The 22,150-nt window shown below is 63.1% G+C and carries 15 protein-coding genes; 6 read left to right on the top strand and 9 right to left on the bottom strand.

Features of this window, described 5'->3' with window-relative positions:
- Positions 1 to 6: 6 nt before the first annotated feature.
- The 7 genes from UC34_RS10945 to dapC form a co-directional block, all read right to left on the bottom strand.
- Positions 7 to 666, bottom strand: a complete 660-nt coding sequence (locus UC34_RS10945; RefSeq protein ID WP_157123144.1) for a hypothetical protein — start codon at positions 664 to 666, stop codon at positions 7 to 9.
- A 143-nt stretch (positions 667 to 809) separates the two neighbouring features.
- A complete protein-coding gene (gene cls / locus UC34_RS10950; RefSeq protein ID WP_044455571.1) occupies positions 810 to 2,237 on the bottom strand; it encodes a cardiolipin synthase in 1,428 nt (475 codons plus the stop codon).
- Between the two features lie 172 nt (positions 2,238 to 2,409).
- Complete coding sequence (gene prmB / locus UC34_RS10955; RefSeq protein ID WP_044455572.1) at positions 2,410 to 3,306, bottom strand: 50S ribosomal protein L3 N(5)-glutamine methyltransferase; 897 nt, start codon at positions 3,304 to 3,306, stop codon at positions 2,410 to 2,412.
- Between the two features lie 21 nt (positions 3,307 to 3,327).
- Positions 3,328 to 4,479: a succinyl-diaminopimelate desuccinylase gene (dapE, locus tag UC34_RS10960; protein ID WP_044455573.1), complete on the bottom strand. Its 1,152-nt coding sequence runs from the start codon at positions 4,477 to 4,479 to the stop codon at positions 3,328 to 3,330.
- A gap of 4 nt (positions 4,480 to 4,483) precedes the next feature.
- Entirely contained in the window at positions 4,484 to 4,831 is a 348-nt protein-coding gene (locus UC34_RS10965; protein WP_044455574.1) for an ArsC family reductase, read from the bottom strand.
- A gap of 132 nt (positions 4,832 to 4,963) precedes the next feature.
- Complete coding sequence (gene dapD, locus UC34_RS10970; RefSeq protein WP_044455575.1) at positions 4,964 to 5,791, bottom strand: 2,3,4,5-tetrahydropyridine-2,6-dicarboxylate N-succinyltransferase; 828 nt, start codon at positions 5,789 to 5,791, stop codon at positions 4,964 to 4,966.
- A gap of 24 nt (positions 5,792 to 5,815) precedes the next feature.
- Positions 5,816 to 7,018: a succinyldiaminopimelate transaminase gene (dapC, locus tag UC34_RS10975; protein WP_044455577.1), complete on the bottom strand. Its 1,203-nt coding sequence runs from the start codon at positions 7,016 to 7,018 to the stop codon at positions 5,816 to 5,818.
- Between the two features lie 375 nt (positions 7,019 to 7,393).
- Here dapC and UC34_RS10980 point away from each other — a divergent pair, with 375 nt between their 5' ends.
- From UC34_RS10980 to def, 5 genes are all read left to right on the top strand, one after another.
- Complete coding sequence (locus tag UC34_RS10980; RefSeq protein WP_052810984.1) at positions 7,394 to 8,389, top strand: DMT family transporter; 996 nt, start codon at positions 7,394 to 7,396, stop codon at positions 8,387 to 8,389.
- Between the two features lie 144 nt (positions 8,390 to 8,533).
- On the top strand, positions 8,534 to 12,049 hold the full coding sequence (gene smc / locus UC34_RS10985) for a chromosome segregation protein SMC (protein WP_044455578.1): 3,516 nt from the start codon (positions 8,534 to 8,536) through the stop codon (positions 12,047 to 12,049).
- Between the two features lie 39 nt (positions 12,050 to 12,088).
- Positions 12,089 to 13,624, top strand: coding sequence for a cell division protein ZipA C-terminal FtsZ-binding domain-containing protein (locus UC34_RS25170; protein WP_044455579.1), 1,536 nt, complete (start codon positions 12,089 to 12,091; stop codon positions 13,622 to 13,624).
- Positions 13,625 to 13,796: 172 nt separating this feature from the next.
- Positions 13,797 to 15,923: an NAD-dependent DNA ligase LigA gene (ligA, locus tag UC34_RS10995; RefSeq protein WP_044455580.1), complete on the top strand. Its 2,127-nt coding sequence runs from the start codon at positions 13,797 to 13,799 to the stop codon at positions 15,921 to 15,923.
- A gap of 16 nt (positions 15,924 to 15,939) precedes the next feature.
- Positions 15,940 to 16,473: a peptide deformylase gene (def, locus tag UC34_RS11000; RefSeq protein ID WP_044455581.1), complete on the top strand. Its 534-nt coding sequence runs from the start codon at positions 15,940 to 15,942 to the stop codon at positions 16,471 to 16,473.
- Between the two features lie 130 nt (positions 16,474 to 16,603).
- Here def and UC34_RS11005 read toward each other — a convergent pair whose 3' ends face one another.
- Together UC34_RS11005 and UC34_RS11010 are read right to left on the bottom strand one after the other, a co-directional pair.
- Entirely contained in the window at positions 16,604 to 18,460 is a 1,857-nt protein-coding gene (locus UC34_RS11005; RefSeq protein ID WP_044455582.1) for a pseudouridine synthase, read from the bottom strand.
- Positions 18,457 to 21,021: a [protein-PII] uridylyltransferase gene (locus tag UC34_RS11010; RefSeq protein ID WP_044455583.1), complete on the bottom strand. Its 2,565-nt coding sequence runs from the start codon at positions 21,019 to 21,021 to the stop codon at positions 18,457 to 18,459. Before UC34_RS11010 ends, UC34_RS11005 begins: the two co-directional genes overlap by 4 nt.
- A gap of 237 nt (positions 21,022 to 21,258) precedes the next feature.
- Between UC34_RS11010 and UC34_RS11015 the strand changes: the two genes are divergently transcribed.
- Positions 21,259 to 22,070 (top strand): IS5 family transposase gene (locus UC34_RS11015; RefSeq protein ID WP_157122994.1). Its coding sequence is split into 2 segments (ribosomal slippage): positions 21,259 to 21,607 and positions 21,607 to 22,070, totalling 813 coding nucleotides; the frame shifts between segments, so codons are not numbered across the junction.
- The last annotated feature ends 80 nt before the right edge of the window (positions 22,071 to 22,150 follow it).

A 22,150-nucleotide genomic window follows, 5' to 3' on the forward strand; every position in this document is an offset into this window, starting at 1 on the left:
GGGGGATCAGGACATACGCCAAATACTGAAGCTATGGAGCGCGATCGGACCGTTCGTGATCTCGTTGCGCAGCCGGTCCGGCACGGGAACGATGATTTGCGCGAGATTTTGAATGTTGAAACCGATCGTCGACATGGATGGCACAGTGAAGCGCGTGGCATGCTTTGTCCAACGCGTCGCCGCCATAATGAGCGGCCTGATGTCGCCTGGCGCCTCCGGGTCATCGGGCCGAATGACAATGACAGCGGCAAAGAACCTCGTTTCGCCTTCGATCGGTGTGCCCTGTGCGTCTGTCGCGCAGTGCCAGAACGAAGTCGCGTACTCACCCGCCGAAGCGCGCAGCCCGCTCTGCCCGAGCGACAAATTGGGGGGGGATGGCGTCGCGACGACAACGTTGCGTCGATCCTGGCGATGCAAGTGGAAATACTCGCTTGCGACTTCCCATCCCGTGAAGTCGCCCGTGGCGAAATCCCCGTTGATCAGGAGTTCGCGTTCCGACGTTGAAGTCGACATATTTGCCTCCGTTTGTCCCGGAAGGGGCCCAAGCTGTTCGGAAGCCCGCATCGAATGAGCGCGAATTGCACGCATTGCACGAATTGCAGGAATCGCGCGATACGGACGATACGGACGATAGGCAATATGGCATCGCGAATCGGGGTACGTCACCTGTCAACCTTGACAGGCAATCGGGTTCACCGAAGGCCGGAAAGGTCCGCCCTACGTAGCGTCGCCCGCGCGGCGGTGATCGGGAGGGGCAGGAAGTTCGGAAAAGTCAGTACGTGAACGATAGGGGCTCGAGGCCCGGCAAATCAAAGAATCGGGGCGAAAAGTCGCGAGACGCGCATCACGATCTGACGCCACGTCGGAATCTTCCGCAAGTCGTCCTTGTTGAGCAGCGTGGCGTGTTCGAAGTCGTTGGTCAGCATGTAGGCGACGTCGTCCGCAAACGCGCGATCGACCGTCAGCAGCATGATTTCGAAGTTCAGGCGGAACGAGCGGTTGTCAAGATTGGCGCTGCCTACAGCGGCGGCGCTGTCGTCGATCAGCACGACCTTCTGATGGATGAAGCCATGGTGATAGCGATACACGTTGATGCCGCTGCGCGCCGCCTCGTAGGCATACGACGTGGTCGCTTCGAACACCACATAGTGGTCCGCCCGGTCCGGGATCAGCAAGCGCACGTCCACGCCGCGCAGCACGGCGAGTCGCAGTGCCGAAAAGACGGCCTCGTCCGGCACGAAATACGGTGTGGTCAGCCAAACGCGCTTCTGCGCGGCATTGATCGCCGTGACGAAGAAGAGCGACGACGTCTCCAGCCGGTCGGCCGGGCCGCTCGGCACGACCTGACAATGCATGTCCTCGCCGGACGCGGCGGGCTGGCGATTGAGCTCCGGCACCATGCCCGTGCACCAGTGCCAGTCTTCGGCGAACGCGCGCTGAATGCCCACCACCGCCGGGCCGCGCACGGAGATATGCGTGTCGCGCCACGGGGCCAGTGGCGGCTTTTCGCCCAGATACTCGACACCGACGTTATGGCCCCCCGTGAACGCTTCATTGCCGTCGATCACCACGATCTTGCGATGATTGCGGAAATTGAGCTGGAACCGGTTGACGACGATGCCGCGTTTTTTTGCCGCAAACTCGTGCACCTGCACGCCACCCTGACGCAACTTCTCGCAGTAGCTGCGCGGCAGGTCGTGACTGCCGATGCTGTCGTAAAGAAAGTAGACTTTCACGCCCGTGGCCGCGCGAGCCAGCAACCGGGCGGCGAGGGCGCGCCCAAGGGCGTCGTCCTTGACGATGAAGAACTGCACGAGGACATAGTCGCGTGCGCGGTCGATCGCGGCAAAGATGGCATCGAACGTTGCGCGACCGTTCACCAGCAACCGCACGCGGTTGCCTGCCACGAACGACATGCCCGTCATGGCGGTGAGCGCTGCGAACTCCGGATGCGCCTCCATGGCGACGGGCGGCTCTCCGCTCCACTGGGTCTCGCCCATGCGCGACTGCAAGGCCTCGTTGCGCGCGCGGCGCGCCTCGACATAGCCGATGAATTTCGATCGTCCGAGAAACAGGTAGGGGACGAGCGTGAGATAGGGCATCGTCACGAGCGACACCGCCCACGCCACGGCGCCTTGCGAGGTGCGCACGGTCAGAACGGCATGGATCGCGGCGGCGATCCCCAGTGCGTGGATACAGGCGACGGCAAAGCCGACGTCGAGCCAATTGAGCACCATGACGGACAACCTTCCTCCATGCCGTGAGTCGCGACGACTCGGGAACCCGAGTGTAACCGGGGTGCGTGAATTTAGGCGAGGTTCCGGGCGAGGGCTCGCACCGTTGTGACCGTGCGAACCCCTGCGAGCCCTGGGAGGCGGCTGTCGGATGAGGGCGTCTGCCCGTGAAGCATTACGGCAGGTCGGCGGCCTGCACGAGGAACACCATGTCGTCGCCCGCGCTCGTGGCGAGCCACGTCATCGGCAGATCCGGGAACGCCGCTTCCACGAAGGGACGCTCATTGCCGATCTCCACGACGAGAACACCGTCATCCGTCAAATGTTCGCGAGCCCCCGCAATGATGCGGCGAACCACGTCCATGCCGTCGTCGCCACCGGCCAGCGCGAGGCGCGGCTCATGGCGATACTCCGCCGGCAGCACCTGCATCGAGCCTTCATTGACATACGGCGGATTGGTGATGATGACCTCGTAGCGTTTGCCCGCCGGGAGCGGGGCGTACAGATCGCCGAGATGCAGGGCGAGACGATCTTCGAGGCCGTAGTCGGCCACATTGATCTTCGCAACGGCGAGTGCGTCCGGCGAGATGTCGACGGCGTCGATCTGCGCCGACGGGAAGGTCTCGGCAGCCAGAATCGCCAGGCAGCCCGACCCCGTGCAAAGCTCAAGAACGTCGGTAACGTCTTCCGGATGATTCACCCACGGCTGCAATCCGTCTTCGAGCAGTTCGCCGACAAATGAGCGCGGGACGATAACGCGCTCGTCCACGTAAAAGCGATGCCCGTGCATCCACGCTTCATTCGTGATGTACGACGCGGGAACGCGTTCACCCGCGCGACGATTGATGACCGAGAGCGCGCGCTCGATTTCGTCGGGCAGCAGGCGAGCGTCGAGAAACGGATCGTGTGTATCGATGGGCAGATGCAGCGTATGCAACAGCAGATAGGCGGCTTCGTCGTACGCATTAGCCGTGCCATGGCCGAACGCGAGTTCGGCTTGCGTGAAGCGCGACACGGCGTAGCGCAGCAGGTCGCGCAACGTCTGGAAAGGGTGGGTTGTCTGGGTGGTCATGTTGGATTCGCGTCTCACGCCTCAAGCCACCAGACGCGTCAGCACGCCGCGATAGACATTTTTGAGCGGCTCGATGTCGGCCACGGCAATATGCTCGTCGATCTTGTGGATGCTCGCGTTACAGGGGCCGAATTCGATGACCTGCGGGCAAATGCGCGCGATGAATCGACCGTCCGAGGTGCCGCCCGTGGTCGACAGTTCCGTTTCCAGCCCGGTTTCCTCGCGGATGGCGCTCGACAGGGCCTCCGACAGCTCGCCACGCGGCGTGAGGAACGGCTGGCCGCTGATCGACCAGTCGAGTGTGTAGGTCAGACCGTGACGGTCGAGCAACGCATGCACGCGTTGCTGGAGCCCTTCGGAGGTGCTGGCCGTCGAGAAACGGAAGTTGAACATCACAGTTAACTCGCCCGGAATGACGTTGGTCGCACCCGTGCCGGCGTGAATGTTCGAAATCTGCCAGGTGGTCGGCGGGAAGTACTCGTTACCGTTGTCCCAGACGGTCTGCGTCAGTTCGGCGAGCGCCGGGGCGAACAGGTGGGTCGGGTTCTTTGCGAGATGCGGGTAGGCGATGTGGCCCTGCACGCCCTTGATGACCAGCTTGCCGGACATCGAGCCGCGCCGGCCGTTCTTGACCATATCGCCCAGACGCTGGCTGGACGTCGGCTCACCGACCACGCAGTAATCCAGACGCTCGCCGCGTGCCTGCAACGCTTCAACGACCTTCACGGTACCGTCAGTCGCGGGCCCTTCTTCGTCGCTGGTCAGCAGGAAGCCGATGGCGCCCGCGTGATCGGGACGTTGGGCAACGAATTCCTCCGAGGCGACGACGAATGCGGCGAGCGATGTCTTCATGTCGGCGGCGCCGCGCCCGTAGAGCATGCCGTCGCGATGCGTCGGGGCAAACGGGTCGGAATGCCATTGCTCGACCGGGCCGGTCGGCACCACGTCGGTGTGGCCTGCAAAGACGAGCAGTTTGCCGTCGGTGCCGCGCGTGCCGCGCTTGACCGCCCACAGGTTGGTCACGCCGTTCGAGGCGATGGTCTCGCACGCAAAGCCGATCGCCGTGAGCCGGCGCGCCAGAATCGCCTGGCAGTCGCGATCTTCGGGCGTCACCGAGTGACGGGCGATCAGTTGCTCGGTAAGCGCCAGCGTGGCGCCTTGGGAGGAAGTCATGAAATCAGAATCGTGAAGCGTAACTGTCGGGCGTGAAGCCCACGGAAACCTTGCCGTCGGCCACCAGCACGGGGCGCTTGATCAGCGACGGGTTTTCGATCATCAGGGTGCGCGCCACCGATTCGTCGGCGGCGGCAGCTTGTTGTTCGGGGGTGAGCTTGCGCCACGTCGTGCCCTTGCGGTTGAGCAGCGTGGCGAGCGGCACCTGAGCGAGCCACGTGCCAATCAGCGCGTCGTTCACGCCCGCCTTCTTGAAGTCGTGAAAGTCGTACGCGACGCCGTGCTCATCGAGCCACGTGCGCGCCTTCTTCACGGTATCGCAGTTGGGAATGCCGTACAGCACAGCCCTCATCGCCTGAACTCCTGAAGTCGCCATTGCCAAAACTAAGACTAAAGCCAAAGCCAAAGCCAAAACGAAAACAAAATGCGAGGCAAACACGCCGCCTGACAGACTGCGGCGCTTGCCTCGCATGCCTGCGCCGGCTTATTCGCCGCGCAGCAGATCGTTGATGGCCGTCTTGGCGCGCGTTTGCGCGTCGACCTTCTTCACGATCACGGCGCAGTAAAGGCTGTACTTGCCGTCCTTCGAGGGCAGGTTGCCCGGCACGACGACCGAGCCTGCCGGCACACGACCGTAATGCACTTCGCCGGTCTCACGATCGTAAATCTTGGTCGACTGCCCCAGATACACGCCCATCGAGATGACCGAATTTTCTTCGACGATCACGCCTTCCACGACTTCCGAGCGCGCGCCGATGAAGCAGTTGTCTTCGATGATGACCGGGTTGGCCTGGAGCGGTTCGAGCACGCCGCCGATGCCCACGCCGCCCGAGAGGTGGACGTTCTTGCCGATCTGGGCGCACGAGCCGACGGTGGCCCACGTGTCGACCATGGTGCCTTCGTCGACGTAAGCGCCGATATTGGTGTACGACGGCATCAGCACGACGTTCTTGCCGATGAACGAGCCGCGACGGGCAACGGCCGGCGGCACCACGCGGAAGCCGCCGCGTGCGAAGTCTTCGGCGGTGTAGTTGGCGAACTTGCTCGGCACCTTGTCGTAGAACTGGCTGAAGCCGCCGGCAGGCATCACGGCGTTGTCTTCCAGACGGAACGACAGCAGCACGGCCTTCTTGATCCACTGGTTCACGATCCACTGGCCGTCCTGCTTCTGGGCGACGCGCAGCGCGCCCTTGTCCAGTTCGGCGATGACGTGGGCGACAGCCTCGCGCACTTCGGCGGGGGCGGACTTGGCGGAGATCTCGGCGCGGTTTTCCCAGGCTTGATCGATGGTGGTTTGCAGTTGTTGCGACATGGCGAGAATCAGTTGCAGTTGGAATTAAAGGGATTGGCAGAACTGCACGATGCGCTGCGCGCCTTCGGTGCATTCGTCCACATCGGCGACGAGAGCGATGCGCACATAGTTCTCGGCCGGGTTGGCGCCGTGTGCCGCTCGTCCCAGATACGATCCGGGCAGTACGGCCACATTGTATTGCGCCAGCAACTGGCGCGTGAATTCCGTGTCCGACAGGCCGGTTCGGGCGTCGACCCTGGCCCACAGATAGAAGCCGGCATCAGGCAGACGCACGTCCAGCACTTCGGCGAGCATCGGCGTGACCGTCTGGAATTTCTTGAGGTATTTGCTGCGGTTCAGGCGCACGTGAGCCTCGTCGTTCCAGGCGGCAATGCTTGCTGCCTGGACCGCCGGGCTCATGGCGCAGCCATGGTACGTGCGATACAGCAGGAATTTCTTGAGGATGGCGGCGTCGCCGGCGACGAACCCCGAGCGCATGCCCGGCACGTTCGACCGCTTGGACAGGCTCGAGAATACGACCAGACGCTCGAAGCCCCGGCCCAACTGGTGTGCCGCAGCCAGTCCGCCGAGCGGCGGGTGCTCTTCGTCGAAGTAGATTTCGGAGTAGCACTCGTCCGAGGCGATGACGAAGCCGTATTGGTCCGAGAGTTCGAACAGGCGCTTCCAGTCCGCGAGCCCCAGCACGGCGCCGGTCGGGTTGCCGGGCGAGCAGAGGTAGACGAGCTGGACGTCGCGCCAGACCTCGGCCGGTACGGCGTCGTAATCCGGTGCGAAGTTGCGCGCCGGGTCGCTGTCCGCGTAATAGGGGGTGGCCCCGGCGAGCAGCGTGGCGCCTTCGTAGATCTGGTAGAACGGGTTCGGGCAGAGCACACGCGCGCCCGGCTTGCTGCCGTCGACGACCGCCTGCGCAAACGAGAACAGGGCTTCGCGTGACCCCGTGACCGGCAGCACCTCGGTGGCCGGATTCACGTTGGGTAGCGCGTAGCGACGCTCCAGCCAATGGGCGATGGCCGCGCGCAGCGGTTCACCGCCGGCGGTCGCGGGGTAGTTCGAGAGACCGCCCAGCCCTTCGATCAGGGCTTCCTTGATGAATTGCGGCGTCGGGTGTTTGGGCTCACCGATACCGAAACTGATGGCCTTGAAACCGTTCGCGGGCGTGACGTCGGCCACGAGCGACTTCAGACGTTCAAACGGGTAGGGCTGGAGCTTGTCGAGTAATGGGTTCACTTGGATTCAAACAGACTCAGGGCTAGGGTTCGCGACGCCGTTCAAAAGGAAAATCGGGACATCGGCAAACAAAATCGGGACCGTCCGAGGCCGCGCCGGGCGGCTGGGCGAAATCTGGGACGCGCCGGCGCGCTGGGCGACACCGTGCCTGTCCTTGACCATACTCGACGAATCGCAAGCCGGACATAGGCCCGCGCTTATTCGTTTCATCACGCGAAGGGGTTCCCGGACGCGTTCAAGAATGGCAAGATCGGCAAAGCGAAAATTATACCGTTACGGCGCCCACAAAACGCGCCCGCCGCGTAATTCAGCACATTCCGAGGCGCCAATAGGGCAAGTCTGCGGAGTATCTCAGGTTTTTCAGGAGTCAACAGTATGACCGTAGCCGGAAACGGCGCGCACGGCCCCCGGACGACAGCGTCCGGCGCCGGCACTTCCCTTGGCGCACGGGCCGCGCCCGCCCTGGCCATTCTCATTGGGTCTTCCGTCTGGGGGCTCGCCTGGTTTCCCTATCGAATGCTCGCCCAGTGGGGCGTGGCGGCGGTACCGGCGCAGATCTGCACGGCCAGTGTGGCGCTCTTGCTGCTGACGCTCGTATATCGCCGCTCGCTCGGCACGCTGCGTTGGTCCTGGCTGCTCGTCGGCGTTGCGTTTGCCGGCGGCACGACCAATGTGGCGTTCGTGTGGGGTACCACGCACGGCCACGTCATGCGCGTGCTGCTCCTTTTTTATCTGACGCCGGTGTGGACCGCGCTGTTTGCGCACTGGCTGCTGGGCGAGCGCGTGGGGCTGCGGGGCATGGGCCTGATCGCGCTGGCGCTCGGCGGCGCCGGGCTGATGCTCTGGTCGCCCGGATTGGGGTGGCCGGTGCCGAACAATCCCGGGGAGTGGGCCGGGGCTATCGCCGGCGCCGCGTTCGCGATGAATAACGTGCTGTTGCGGCGCGTCAGTCAGGCGTTGCCGGACGTTCGTGCCGAAATGCGCAGCTGGACGCTGTATCTTGGCTGCGTGGTCGGTGGGTTTCTGGTGCTGCCGCTCGACGGCGGTGTCGTGACCGGGCAGACGGCTGTTTCGGCGCTGACGTCGAGTGCAGCTACGGCGGCCGTGGCGCTTGCGCTGGGCTGCACCATTGCACTGACCAATGTGATCGTGCAATTCGGTCTGGCCCGGGTGCCGGCCAATCAGGCCGCGCTCATCATGCTGTTCGAGATCGTCATTGCCGCGATCTCGTCGTGGTGGCTGGCCAGTGAAGGCATGGGGGCGCGTGAAATCGCAGGCGGGCTGTGCATCGTCGCCGCTGGCGTGCTGTCCGGAATTTTGCCCGGTTCGGGGCGTTGTAAATCCGCGACGGCGGGGGATGCGATGGTATGATGCGTACCGTCGTTGCATCGCAGTAGGCAACACGAAATTGGCAAGAAAAGCGGCCTGCGCACGCCAGCGTGCCCGGGCCCGACAGGACCAGCTAGCGCGTCTGCGTCTTTCCCATCATTCAATGACCGATAGAGCGAACCTGCCGTGCGTCTGACTTCCATCAAACTCGCTGGCTTCAAATCTTTCGTCGACCCGACGAACTTCGCGGTTCCCGGCCAGTTGGTCGGGATCGTCGGCCCGAACGGGTGCGGCAAATCCAACATCATCGATGCCGTGCGCTGGGTGCTCGGCGAGTCGCGCGCCTCGGAGCTGCGCGGCGAATCGATGCAGGACGTGATCTTCAACGGATCGACCGCCCGCAAGCAGGCAAGCCGCGCGAGCGTCGAACTTGTCTTCGACAACAGCGCCGGGCGTGCCGCCGGGCAGTGGAGCCAGTACGCCGAAATCGCCGTCAAGCGCGTGTTGACGCGCGATGGCACCTCCAGTTACTACATCAATAACCTGCCGGCCCGCCGCCGCGATATTCAGGACATCTTCCTGGGTACCGGCCTCGGGCCGCGTGCCTACGCCATCATTGGGCAGGGCATGATTTCGCGCATCATCGAGGCGAAGCCGGAAGAGTTGCGCGTGTTTCTCGAGGAAGCCGCCGGTGTCTCCAAATACAAGGAGCGCCGTCGCGAGACCGAGAACCGGCTTCAGGACACGCGTGAAAATCTGACGCGTGTCGAGGACATTCTGCGCGAGCTTGGCACGAACCTCGAAAAGCTGGAGTCGCAGGCCGTCGTAGCCAATCGATTCAAGGACTTGCAGCGCGACGGCGAAGAAAAGCAGCAACTGCTCTGGCTGCTTCGCAAGAACGAGGCGCAGAACGAACAGGAGCGCCAGCAACGCGCGATCGAATCGGCTCAGGTCGATCTGGAAGCGCAGATGGCCCGTCTGCGGGGTTCCGAATCCGATCTCGAAACGCTGCGCGCTGCGCACTACACGGCGACCGACGCCGTGCAGGCCGCCCAAAGCGCGATGTACGAGGCAAACTCGGAAGTCAGCCGTCTCGAAGCGGAGATTCGCTACGTCGTCGAGTCACGCAATCGCGTACAGGCTCAACTGGCGGCGCTGACCTCGCAGCGCGAGCAGTGGCAGGCTCGCTCGGCGCAGTCGGAAGAGGCGCTGGCGCTCGCGGAAGAAGAACTCATCATCGCGCAAGAGCGTGCCGCGACCGCGCAGGATCAGGCGGCCGAGCAAAACGAGGCGCTGCCCGCGCTTGAATCCGGTTGGCGCGACGCGCAGAACCTGCTCAACGAACAACGCAGCGAAATCGCGCAGGTTGAGCAGAGTCTGAAACTCGAAGCCGCGCATCAACGTAATGCCGATCAGGCCTTGCAGCAGCTGCAGCAGCGTCAGGAGCGCCTGCAGGGTGAGGCGCGCGGGCTCGACAAGCCCGACGAGGCGGAACTCGAGATGCAGCGCGCCGAGCTCGCAGAACATCAGGCGATGCTGGAAGACGCGCAGGCGGAGCTGGCCGACGCCCAGGAACGCTTGCCCCGGCTCGAAGCCGAGCGAGCCGAGGCGCAGGCGCGCGTGCAATCCGAAGCGGCGACCATCGCACAGCTCGAAGCGCGTCTGACGGCGCTCAAGCAACTCCAGGAAAGTGTTCAGACGGAAGGCAAGGTCCAGCCGTGGCTCGACAAGCACGAGCTGGCGCAATTGCCGCGTCTGTGGAAGAAGTTGCATATCGAGCCGGGCTGGGAGCCGGCGCTCGAATCGGTGCTGCGCGAGCGTCTTGCGGCACTCGAAATCAGCAATCTCGATTGGGTCAAGGCGTTTGCGAGCGATGCGCCCCCGGCCAAACTGGCGTTCTACTCGCCGCCGCCGGCCGCCCGTGCGCAGGAAGTGCCGGCCTCGCTGCGTCCGTTGTTGTCGTTGCTGCGCATCGACGATCCGGGCCTGCGTGCCGTGCTGCAGGAGTGGCTTGGGCAGACCTTCGTTGCCGACGATCTGGCGCAAGCGATGGTCGCGCGCGCGCAGTTGCCTGAAGGCGCGTCGATCGTGGTCAAGGCAGGCCATCAGGTCACGCGCGTTGGCGTCCAACTGTACGCTGCCGACTCCGAGCAAGCCGGTTTGCTGGCCCGTCAGCAGGAAATCGAGAATCTGGGCAAGCAACTTCGTGCGCAGGCATTGCTCTCGGACGAGGCCAAGTCGGCCGCGGTTCGTGCCGAAGCGGCATACAGTCAGGCCGCGCAGTCGCTAACGGAAGTGCGCGGCCGTGCCGAGCGCGCCACGCAACGCGTGCATGCGTTGCAAATGGACGTGCTCAAGCTCACGCAAGCCTACGAGCGCTATAACGCACGTAGCACGCAGATTGACGAAGAACTGCGTGAAATCGCTGCGCAAATCGAAGAGCAACTGGCGATGCGCGCCGAGTCGGAGGCCAACTTCGAGCAAAGCGATGCGCGTCTGGCCGAACTGCAGGCGACGTTCGAGGACGGTCAACTGGAATTCGAATCGCTCGATAGCCAGTTGTCCGATGCGCGCAACCGGGCACGTGAGCTCGAACGTCTGGCGCAGGAAGCGGCATTTGGCCAGAAGGGCATCGCGAACCGGATCGACGAGCATCGCCGCAACATTCAGACCGCGCTCGAACAGGCAGAACGTCTGGTCGTCTCCATCGAGCAGGCGCAGGCCGAACTGGCGCAGATCACGGAACAGACGGCCGAAAACGGTTTGCAGGATGCGCTCGAATTGCGCGCCGAAAAGGAAGAGATCCTGGGCGCTGCGCGTATCGAGCTCGATGCCTTGACGCAGAAGCTGCGCCAGAGCGACGAGGAGCGTCTGGCCGCAGAGCGTGGCTTGCAGCCGCTTCGCGATCGCATCACCGAATTGCAGTTGAAGGAGCAGGCGGCACGCTTGAACCGTGAGCAGTTCGTCGAGCAACTCACGGCGGCCGAGGTCGACGAAGCGGCGCTTTCCGCGAAGCTCACGCCGGATATGAAGCCGTCGTACCTGCAAGGGGAAGTCACCCGCATCAACAACGCGATCAACGCCCTTGGCCCGGTCAATATGGCGGCGCTGGAAGAGTTGGAGACGGCGCGCGAGCGCAAGGTCTTCCTCGATGCGCAATCGGCCGATCTGAACGACGCGATCGAAACGCTCGAAGGCGCCATCCGCAAGATCGACGAAGAAACGCGCGTACTGCTCCAGGGCACGTTTGACGAAGTGAACAAGCATTTCGGCGAGTTGTTCCCGATGCTGTTCGGCGGCGGGCAGGCGAAGCTCATCATGACCGGCGACGAAATCCTCGATGCCGGTGTGCAAGTCATGGCGCAACCGCCAGGCAAGAAGAACTCCACCATTCATTTGCTGTCTGGTGGAGAGAAGGCGCTCACGGCCATCGCGCTGGTGTTCGGCATGTTCCAGCTCAACCCCGCGCCGTTCTGCTTGCTCGATGAGGTGGACGCGCCGCTCGACGACGCGAACACCGAGCGTTACGCCAAGATGGTGGCGCGCATGTCGGACCGTACCCAATTCGTATTTATTTCGCATAACAAAATCGCGATGGAAATGGCCAATCAACTCATCGGCGTCACCATGCAGGAACAAGGGGTGTCGCGGATCGTGGCGGTGGACATGGAGTCTGCGATCAATCTGGCCGAGATCGCCTGACCCCGCGCCCACGATGGAGAAGAGAGAGGAACGCCGCGCATGAATGAACTGCAGCTGAGCTTGATTGCCGCAGGGGTAGTAGTACTGCTGGGAGTAGTGGCTTATAACGCCTGGCAAGGCAGCAAGGCACGCGCGCGCATACCGCGCCGCATGCCGGTCGATGGTGCCGGTATCGACGCGAGCGCCGGCACGCCCGACGCCGATGACGACCGCCCGTTCATCGAACCCACGCTTTCGCCGCCGCGCGTCCCTGCACAAGCGGGAGAACGCCGTGAGCCGACGCTGGGAGCGGCATCGGCCGGCACGTCGGCAACGTCGGTACAGGACGCCTTTGCGATCAACGAAGATGCGTGGGATGCACCGCCGGCGGCGCGCAAGCGGGCAGCCGAGGAAGCCGCCGCGCGTGCGGCAGCCGAAAGTGCCGATGCCGATGCGGTTGAAGTCGCCACGGTGTCTCGCGAACAAGCGAGCGACAACCAGGTGAGCCACGCACGTGATTTGCAGGACGCCGCAACGGCAAGCGCCGTTGCGCGTGTGGATGCCGAACTGGCCGCCGACGACACGGTGGATGCTGCCACGGCAGGTGCGGCCGCAGCGGCCGCAGGCGCGGCTGATCCGGAAGGTGCCGCGTCGAAGGTCGACGGTACGTCAGCCCCCACGGCGACTTCATCGACGTCGGTCGTTGCGGCCGCACCTGTCGAGTCGGTCGCCGCCACGTCGGCGGCTGCGGCTCGACCCGCGGTGCCCAGCGGTCCCCCGCCGGTTATCGATGAGCGTATCGACTGTATCGTCGAAATGCCGTTGACCAATATGGTGGCAGCGGAGCGGCTGATGCCGCTGACCGTGCGCATGCGGCGCGCGGGCAGCAAGCCCGTGAACGTGGAGGGGCGCCTGGATGAGCACGCGCCCTGGGAGCCGATCCGCACCGGCGGACGCTATCAGCAACTGCGCATGGCCGTGCAGCTGGCCAATCGTGCCGGTGCGCTCAACGAAGTCGAGTTCTCGGAGTTTTCGAATCTCGTGCAAGCGCTGGCGGACGCCGTCGATGCGTTGCCGGAGTTGCCCGACATGATGGAGACGGTTGCCCGGGGTCGCGAGCTCGATGGCTTTGCGGCACAGTGCGATGCCCAGTTGTCGGTCAATGTGCTGTCGGACGGTGCGCCGTGGTCGGCCAACTACGTTCAGGCGGTCGCCACGCAAGACGGTTTGCTGCTCTCGCGCGACGGCATGCGTTTCGTCAAGCTCGACGCGCGTCAGAACCCGGTGTTCATGCTGCAGTTCGGCGACACCAACTTCCTGCGCGACGACCTGACGTACAAGGGCGGCGACCTCATTACCATGCTGCTCGATGTGCCGGTCGCCGACGAAGACCTGTTGCCTTTCCGTCTGATGTGCGACTACGCGCGTTCGATCGGACAGCGAATCGGTGGTCGTGTGGTGGACGATCAACGTCGCCCGCTCTCCGATGCTGCGCTGCAAAACGTCGACAAGCAGTTGCTCAAGCTCTACGAACGCCTTGAGGCACGGGGCCTGCCGGCCGGTTCGCCGGTCACGCGTCGCCTGTTCAGCCAATAATTCAAGGCAGTGCGCGACGCCGGGCCATACCCGGCCGGCTGCGTTCGATGCACGCCGTTCACCGTCGGGTGAGCGGCGTTTTCGTTCCGATTGATTACGCCTATCGGCAGCGCGCAGATGCGCACGTCGAAGGCATAATGTTCTGACTTCTCGTATCCCGAGTCTTGCACGCATGTCCCAAACTTCCGTACCGGGTCAGGGCACGAACGCCCATACGGCTGCCGACGCTACGGCCGCTGCACAACGCGCGGCCGAACTGCGCATCGAGTTGGCGCGTCACAACCGTGCCTATTACGAAGACGACGCGCCGCTGATTCCCGACGCCGAATACGACCGTCTGTTTGGCGAACTCGCCGCGCTGGAAAATGATTTTCCCGAATTGCAGCGTCCCGACTCACCGACGCAGCGCGTGGGCGGCAAACCTGTCGAAGGTTTCGCGCCGGTGGTTCACCGCGTGCCGATGCTCTCGCTCAACAATGGCTTCGAAGACGAGGATGTCGAGGCGTTCGATCGCCGCGTGTCCGACGGGCTGCGCGATGCGACACGCGCCGGCGCACCGTCCGACGATCTGTTCGGCCCGCAGGACGCGCCAGTCGAATACGCCGCCGAGCTGAAGTTCGACGGCCTGGCGATTGCCTTGCGCTACGAGCAGGGGGTGCTGGTGCAGGCCGCGACACGAGGCGACGGTACGACGGGAGAAGATGTCACAGCTAACATTCGGACCATCAAGAAGATTCCCCTGAAGCTGAAGTCGGACAATCCGCCCGACGTACTGGAAGTGCGTGGGGAAGTGTTGATGTTCCGCGCCGACTTCGACAAGCTGAACCAAGCGCAGGAAGCGGCCGGCGAAAAGGTGTTCGTCAATCCGCGCAATGCGGCGGCAGGCAGCTTGCGGCAGCTCGACTCGAAGATCACGGCCAGGCGTCCGCTGTCCTTCTTCGCCTACGGCGTAGGGGAACTCGTTGGCGTGCCGATGCCCGAGACGCACTCGGCGTTGCTCGACTGGTATGTCACGCTCGGCATTCCGGTGAACGACCGACGCGAAGTCGTGAAGGGCGCTGCGGGACTGCTGAAGTTCTATCGCGAAGTCGGCGAGGCACGGGTATCGCTGCCCTATGACATCGACGGTGTGGTCTACAAGGTCAATCGTCGCGACGAGCAGGATCGGCTCGGATTCGTGTCGCGAGCGCCGCGCTTCGCACTGGCGCACAAATTCCCGGCGCAGGAGGCGTTGACCACGCTGCTCGATATCGAGGTGCAGGTCGGACGCACGGGCGCTATTACCCCGGTGGCCCGTCTGGCGCCGGTGTTCGTCGGCGGCGCGACGGTCACGAATGCCACGTTGCATAACGAGGACGAGATTCGTCGCAAGGACGTGATGATCGGCGATACCGTCATCGTGCGTCGTGCGGGTGACGTGATTCCCGAGGTCGTCGGGTCGGTGCCGGATCGTCGTCCGGCCGATGCACGGGCATTCGTCATGCCCACGGCGTGTCCGGTGTGCGGGTCCGCCATTGAAAAATTGCCGGACGAGGCGATCGCCCGTTGCACGGGCGGATTGATTTGCGCTGCGCAGCGCAAGCAGGCGCTACTGCACTTCGCGCAACGTCGTGCGCTCGATATCGAGGGGCTGGGCGACAAATTGGTCGAACAACTCGTCGATCAGCAGATTATTCGAACGCCCGCAGATCTGTTCAAGCTGGGCGTAGCGAAGCTGGCGGCACTCGACCGGATGGCGGACAAGTCGGCGACCAATCTCGTCGCCGCGCTGGACAAGGCGCGTCACACGACGCTCGCACGCTTTATCTTCGCACTGGGCATCCGTCATGTCGGCGAGGCGACGGCGAAGGATCTGGCGCGGCACTTCGGCAAGCTCGACAACCTGATCGGGGTGTGCAAACGCGACTCCGATCTGACGGAACTGCTTGCCGTTCCGGACGTCGGACCCATTGTGGCCGAGTCGATCAACAATTTCTTCTGCGAAGATCATAATGTCGAAGTGATCGAGCAACTGCGTGCCGCTGGTGTGACATGGCCGGAATCCGAACCTGCCGCTGCGGCGCCGCTGCCCCTGGCGGGCAAGACGTTCGTGCTGACCGGCACGTTGCCGACGCTGTCTCGCGACGAGGCGAAGGCCATGCTCGAAGCGCAGGGAGCGAAGGTTGCCGGCTCCGTTTCTGCAAAAACCGACTATGTCGTGGCGGGGGCGGAGGCGGGCAGCAAGTTGGCGAAGGCAGAGGCACTGGGTGTGCCGGTGCTCGACGAGGATGCTATGCGCGCGATGTTGGCCGCGCTTTGATGTGAGGACCCAACCCATGATTCGCGACATTCTGAAGATGGGCGATCCGCGCTTGCTGCGCATCGCCAAACCCGTCGAACAATTCAATACGCCTGAGCTCGACGAGCTTATCGCCGACATGTTCGAGACCATGAAGCACGCCAACGGCGCCGGACTTGCCGCGCCGCAGATCGGTGTCGATCTGCAAGTGGTGATCTTCGGGTTCGAGCACAACGAGCGCTATCCGGACGCGCCGGAAGTGCCTGAGACCGTGCTCATCAATCCAACGATTACGCCGCTGACGCAGGACATGGAGGAGGGCTGGGAGGGATGTCTTTCCGTGCCGGGATTGCGCGGTATGGTCAATCGCTATTCCATGCTGCGTTATGAAGGTTTCGATCAGCACGGGCACGCGATCGATCGCGTGGCGGAGGGGTTCCATGCGCGCGTGGTGCAGCACGAGTGCGACCACCTGATCGGCAAGTTGTATCCGATGCGCATTACCGATTTCAGCAGGTTCGGATTTACCGAGATCCTGTTCCCGGGGCTTGACCCGAACAGTGACGATTGATCGCGCTGAAAGCCGGCTGACCGTGATACGGTGTCTGGTCCCCTGGTGAAAAAAAGCCCGCCTGAATGGCGGGCTTTCTCTTTGCATCGTCGAAGTTCGACTGTACTGTGCATGCCGATGCCGGGCCCCGTCAGAAGCCTTCACCTGCGCGCAGATAGCGCCATTCGCCCACGGGAAGATTGCCAAGCGTAATGCGGCCCATGCGCACGCGCTTGAGGCCGGTCACATGCAGACCGACGAGTTCGCACATGCGGCGAATCTGGCGTTTCTTGCCTTCCTTGAGTACAAAGCGCAGTTGTTCCGGGTTCTGCCACTCGACCTGGGCGGGCTTGAGCGGTTGATCGTCAAGTTCGAGACCGTGGCGAAGCAATGCCAGACGGTCCTCCGGGAAGTGGGCTTGTACGTTCTGCGTGTGCTCGTTGTACGAGACACGTACGAGGTACTCCTTCTCGATATCCGAGTCTTCACCAATCAGCTGTTTGGCAATGCGACCGTCCTGTGTCAGCACGAGCAGGCCGGTCGAATCGATATCAAGGCGTCCCGCGGGGGCGAGGCTGCGCAGATGCGACGGGGAAAAACGCACGCCCGCATCGTCTTCTGCCCAATGATGCTCGCTGGTAACGAGCACGACGGCGGGGTCGTAACCGTCTTCCGCTTGCCCGGAGACATAGCCGACGGGCTTGTGCAGCAAAATGGTGACCCGATTGGCCTGTTCCTTTTGCGCGGCCTGCACGACGGTGATTTCCTGCGTCGGCAGAATCTTTGTGCCGAGTTCCTTCACGACCTTGCCGTCAACGCGGACCCACCCCTTGGCGATCCATTCGTCCGCCTCGCGACGCGAGCAGAGGCCAAGTTCCGACATGCGCTTGGACAGGCGCAGCGAGCCGGCGGCGTCGTGATGAATCTTGATGTCGTCATCATCGTCGCGCGCCACACGCGGTGCGCGAACCGCGCGCGTGGCGTGTTTTGCCTGATTGTCACGGTCATTGCGATCAAATCGGCCGCCTGACGGGTTCTGCGTGTTACGACGCGGGCGATCTTCCTCGAAACGGCGCGGTGCACGCGCATCGAAATCACGCTTTTCCGGACGTGCGAAGTCGCCGCGCGCACCGCCCTCGGTATTGCGACGGGGACGATCTTCGTCAAAGCGACGCGGTGCGCGGTTATCGAAGTCACGCTTGACCGGACGCGCGAAATCGCCACGTGCACCGCCCTCGGTATTGCGACGGGGACGAACTTCGTCAAAGCGACGCGGTGCGCGGTTATCGAAGTCACGCTTGACCGGACGTGCGAAATCGCCACGCGCACCGCCCTCGGTATTGCGACGGGGACGATCTTCGTCAAAGCGGCGCGGTGCGCGGTTATCGAAGTCACGCTTGACCGGACGTGCGAAATCGCCACGCGCACCGCCCTCGGTATTGCGACGGGGACGGTCTTCGTCAAAGCGACGCGGTGCGCGGTTATCGAAGTCACGCTTGACCGGACGCGCGAAATCGCCACGCGCACCGCCCTCGGTATTGCGACGGGGACGGTCTTCGTCAAAGCGGCGCGGTGCGCGGTCATCGAAGTCACGCTTTGCCGGACGTGCGAAATCGCCACGCGCACCGCCCTCGGTATTGCGACGCGGACGGTCCTCATCGAAGCGGGCAGGGCGAGCACCGGCAACACGTTCGCGCTGACCGCGCGCGGGCGGGCGCTCTCCCACCGACCGCTTCTCGTAAGGGGCGCCGCCGCCCACCGGCTTGCGCGGCGCGGCACCGCTGCCGGAAGGGCGCCGGGGACCGCCCGGCGTCGCGGCATCATCTGCCGGACGTGGACGCGCCGGCTTGCCTGAGGGCTTCTTCTTCGCGCCGCTGGCGTCGAGCATCGACGCGGGCACCGCCTTGGTCGGCCGACGCAACGCGCCAGCCGAGCGCACGGGCGCGCGAGTCTTGTCGAGGGTGCGGGGGTGTTTGGCGCTCAGTTTGGCGCGGGGGGTATCGCTCATGGTTCCAATGCTTCGAGTAATTCGGTCTCGACGGCAATTTGCAGGCGGTTGTCCTGCAAGCGGCTGCCGTCAAGCAGGAACGTATCTTCGACACGTTCGCCGAGGGTATTGATGCGGGCGGTTCGCACGCTAACGCCGTGACGCGCAAGCACGCGTGCGACCGCGTAAAGCAAACCGGTGCGGTCGTTAGCCGACACCGATAGCAGGTAGTACTGGCCGCGCTCGTCCGGGCGCAGATCGACGCGAGGCGTCACGGGGAAGCTGCGCGAGCGCCGTGGCAGGCGGCCTTTGCTCGGCTCCGCCAAGGGTTCCGCACGTGTGAGCAGCGACACCAGTTCGCTTTCGACCAGATTGATGATGTCGCGATAACTCGTGTCCAGTCCGGGGTCGGTCAACAAAAAGCTGTCGAGCGCGAAGCCCTGGCTGGTGGTATGCACCTTGGCGTCGAGAATCGACAGTCCCTTGCGCTCGAAGTACCCGCAAATGCGCGCGAACAAATCGACCTGATCGCGGACATAGACGAGAACTTGCAGACCTTCACCGATCGGCGACGGACGCGCCTTGACGATCGGTGACGCGCTATCGACATGGCGCCATAGATGACGCGTCTGCCAGGCAACGTCCGCCGGGTCGTTGCGCAGGAAATACGCCACGTCCAGCGTGTTCCAGAGTGCCTCCTGAGCGCGCTCGGGGACGGTGTACAGCCGCAATAGTCCGAGCGCTTCCTCTTTGCGGGTTTTCAGTTGCGAATGGGGATCCGGGCTGGCGCCGCCGAGCACTTGCAGCGTGACGCGGTAAAGATCCTCCAGCAACTTGCCTTTCCATGCGTTCCACACTTTGGGGCTGGTGCCGCGGATGTCCGCCACGGTCAGGAGATACAGTGCCGTCAGACGTCGCTCGGTCTCCACCTTGTCCGCAAAGCGGCGGATGACCTCCGGGTCCGTGGTGTCCTGCTTCTGGGCGACAGTACTCATCGTCAGATGCTCGCCCACCAGCCAGACGATCAGTTCCGTATCTTCCCTGGCGATGCCGTGACGCACGCAGAACGTGCGCGCGTCCACCATGCCGAGCGTCGAGTGATCGCCGCCACGTCCTTTCGCAATGTCATGGAAAAGGGCGGCGATCGTCAGGACCCATGGCCGGTCGAAGTTGGCGATCAACTGACTGCAAAACGGGTATTCGTGCGTATGTTCCGCCACGGCAAAGCGACGGATGTTGCGCACGACCATCAGGATGTGCTGGTCGACGGTGTAGACGTGGTAGAGATCGTGCTGCATCTGGCCAACCACGCGTCGGAAGTTGATCAGATATCGCCCCAGTACGCTCGTCTGATTCATCAGCCGCAGCGCATGGGTAATGCCCTGGGGTTGCTGAAGAATGTCGAGGAATGTGCGACGGTTCTGAGGGTCCGAACGCCACTGCGCATTCATCAACTCCCGGGCGTTATACAGCGCCCGAAGTGTACGCGCAGACAGGCCTTTCACGCCGACGACCTGCTCGTAAAGCAGAAACGTTTCGAGGATCGCATTCGGGTGACGCTCGTAAAGCTCGTCGTCCACGATCTCGATCATTCCCTGCTTTTCGACAAATCGCTCGTTGATGACGCGCGTCACGCCACTGGTCTGTGGGAACAATCGCGCTTCGACGTTCAGCAACAACACCGTGTTCAACTGCGAGACCGCTTTCGCTGCCCAGTAGTAACGTCGCATGAGCTGTTCGCTCGCGCGCTTGGTCGTCGTGGCGTTGAATCCGAGGCTTTGCGCAAGTGCCGTCTGAAGGTCGAAAACGAGCACATCCTGACGACGTCGCGCCAGCAAATGCAGTCGCGCGCGCAAGCCCTTCAGGAATTGCTCGTTGCGGCGCAACTCCTTGAGTTCCCGGTCGGTCAGCAAATCACGTGCGGACAATTCGGCCCAACTGTTGCCAAGGCCCGCGGCTTTCGTCATCCACAGAATGACCTGCAAATCGCGCAATCCGCCCGGACTTTCCTTGCAATTCGGCTCGAGACTGTATGGGGTGTCCTGGTACTTCGCGTGGCGCTGGCGAATCTCAAGCTGCTTGCTGCGGAAAAAGGCGAGCGGGTCCAGATCCGCGGAAAAGCGTTGCTGGAACGCTTGGAATAGCGCCTCGTTACCCGTGAGCAGGCGCGCTTCGAGCAGACTGGTTTGCACCGTGATGTCCGCGTGCGCTTCCGAAATGCACTCGTCGACGGTTCGCACCGACGAACCGATTTCAAGGCCGATATCCCACAGGAATCCGATGAACGGCTCGACGTGCGACGTCAGCGCGTCGCCGTCGGCGTTTTGATGCAACAGCAGGATGTCGACGTCCGAATAGGGATACAACTCGCCGCGACCGTATCCGCCCACTGCCACCAACGCAAAGTCGTCCGGCATCCGGCACTCGGCCCACGCGTCTTTCATGGACTGGTCGACGGCGTGACACAGGCCATGCAGAAGAGCGTCGATCTTGCCATGCGCGGTAAAGCGCTCGACGAGTTCGGCTTTGCGGTCCTTGAGGACCTGACGAAGCGGAGACGGGGCGTGTGCACGTGCGTGCATGGCGGTTTCCAGGATAGGGTTGGACGAGTCAGGCCGGTACGGCCGGGCGCCTGCAGGTAAAGTGCCGAACTCTGTGAGCTCGGCGGGTAATCGGATGACGTAAAGCTGGAAAAAGCTGGCTGAACTTGCCTAAGCTACCTAAAGCCCCTAAGAATCTCTAACAAAATGAGTTTACGGGGGCTGTTAACTCAAAGTGATTTTTGTTAACCTTTGCGCAGTCATCGCTGCGCAAAGGACATGGCCAAACCAATACTCGACGACGAACTGTGGGCAATCATCCAGCCACTGCTGCCGCCACCGAAGCCTCGGCGCGCCCGCTATCCCGGGCGCAAGCCGCTGGACGATCGTGCCGTGCTCACGGGCATCCTGTTCGTTCTGCAATCCGGCATCCCTTGGGAAATGCTGCCGCAGGAAATGGGCTGCGGCTCAGGCATGAGTTGCTGGCGACGGCTACATGCCTGGCAGAAGGCTGGCGTCTGGGATCGTCTGCACGAGGTACTTCTGGCCAAGCTCCGTGCGGCCGATCGCATCGACTGGTCTCGTGTAGTCGTCGATTCCTCTTCTATCCGGGCAGTGGGGTCGGGTCAAAAACAGGACCTAACCCCACAGATCGCGCGCGACCAGGTTCAAAGCACCACGTCCTGACCGACGCCCAAGGCATTCCACTGTCGCTGATACTCACGGGCGCCAACCGCAACGACATTACCCAACTGCTGCCACTGATCGAGGCGATTCCTCCGATTCGAGGCAAGCGCGGTCGCCCCTTGTCTAAACCGCACATCGTTCAGGGTGATCGCGGCTACGACCACGACAAGTACCGCAAGCCCCTGCACGCCGTCGGCATCGCCACCGAGATTGCTCGCCGCGGCGAGCCTCACGGCAGCGGTCTTGGCAAGACGCGTTGGGTTGTCGAGCGAACCATCGCGTGGCTGCACAACTTCAAGCGATTGCGAGTCCGCTTCGAGCGCCTCGCAATCATTCACGAAGCCTTCCTGAAAATGGCTGGTTGCATCATCTGCTGGCGCCATCTCAGGAAATCATTTTGTTAGAGCTTCTAAGGCGCCGTCGGGGCCGGTGGGGACTGATCGTGAAGAAGTCCGGCTACGAAAAAAATGCGTTAGAAAAACGT

Origin of the sequence: Pandoraea vervacti (genome assembly GCF_000934605.2) — a bacterium.
GTDB lineage: Bacteria > Pseudomonadota > Gammaproteobacteria > Burkholderiales > Burkholderiaceae > Pandoraea > Pandoraea vervacti.

What these genes read in the sequence shown, in the direction of transcription:
- cls (WP_044455571.1), bottom strand. Translation starts at nt 2,237, where the DNA reads ATGGTGCTCAATTGGCTCGACGTCGGCTTTGCCGTCGCCTGTATCCAC.
- prmB (WP_044455572.1), bottom strand. Translation starts at nt 3,306, where the DNA reads ATGACCACCCAGACAACCCACCCTTTCCAGACGTTGCGCGACCTGCTG.
- dapE (WP_044455573.1), bottom strand. Translation starts at nt 4,479, where the DNA reads ATGACTTCCTCCCAAGGCGCCACGCTGGCGCTTACCGAGCAACTGATC.
- UC34_RS10965 (WP_044455574.1), bottom strand. Translation starts at nt 4,831, where the DNA reads ATGAGGGCTGTGCTGTACGGCATTCCCAACTGCGATACCGTGAAGAAG.
- dapD (WP_044455575.1), bottom strand. Translation starts at nt 5,791, where the DNA reads ATGTCGCAACAACTGCAAACCACCATCGATCAAGCCTGGGAAAACCGC.
- UC34_RS10980 (WP_052810984.1), top strand. Translation starts at nt 7,394, where the DNA reads ATGACCGTAGCCGGAAACGGCGCGCACGGCCCCCGGACGACAGCGTCC.
- UC34_RS25170 (WP_044455579.1), top strand. Translation starts at nt 12,089, where the DNA reads ATGAATGAACTGCAGCTGAGCTTGATTGCCGCAGGGGTAGTAGTACTG.
- ligA (WP_044455580.1), top strand. Translation starts at nt 13,797, where the DNA reads ATGTCCCAAACTTCCGTACCGGGTCAGGGCACGAACGCCCATACGGCT.
- def (WP_044455581.1), top strand. Translation starts at nt 15,940, where the DNA reads ATGATTCGCGACATTCTGAAGATGGGCGATCCGCGCTTGCTGCGCATC.
- UC34_RS11005 (WP_044455582.1), bottom strand. Translation starts at nt 18,460, where the DNA reads ATGAGCGATACCCCCCGCGCCAAACTGAGCGCCAAACACCCCCGCACC.
- UC34_RS11010 (WP_044455583.1), bottom strand. Translation starts at nt 21,021, where the DNA reads ATGCACGCACGTGCACACGCCCCGTCTCCGCTTCGTCAGGTCCTCAAG.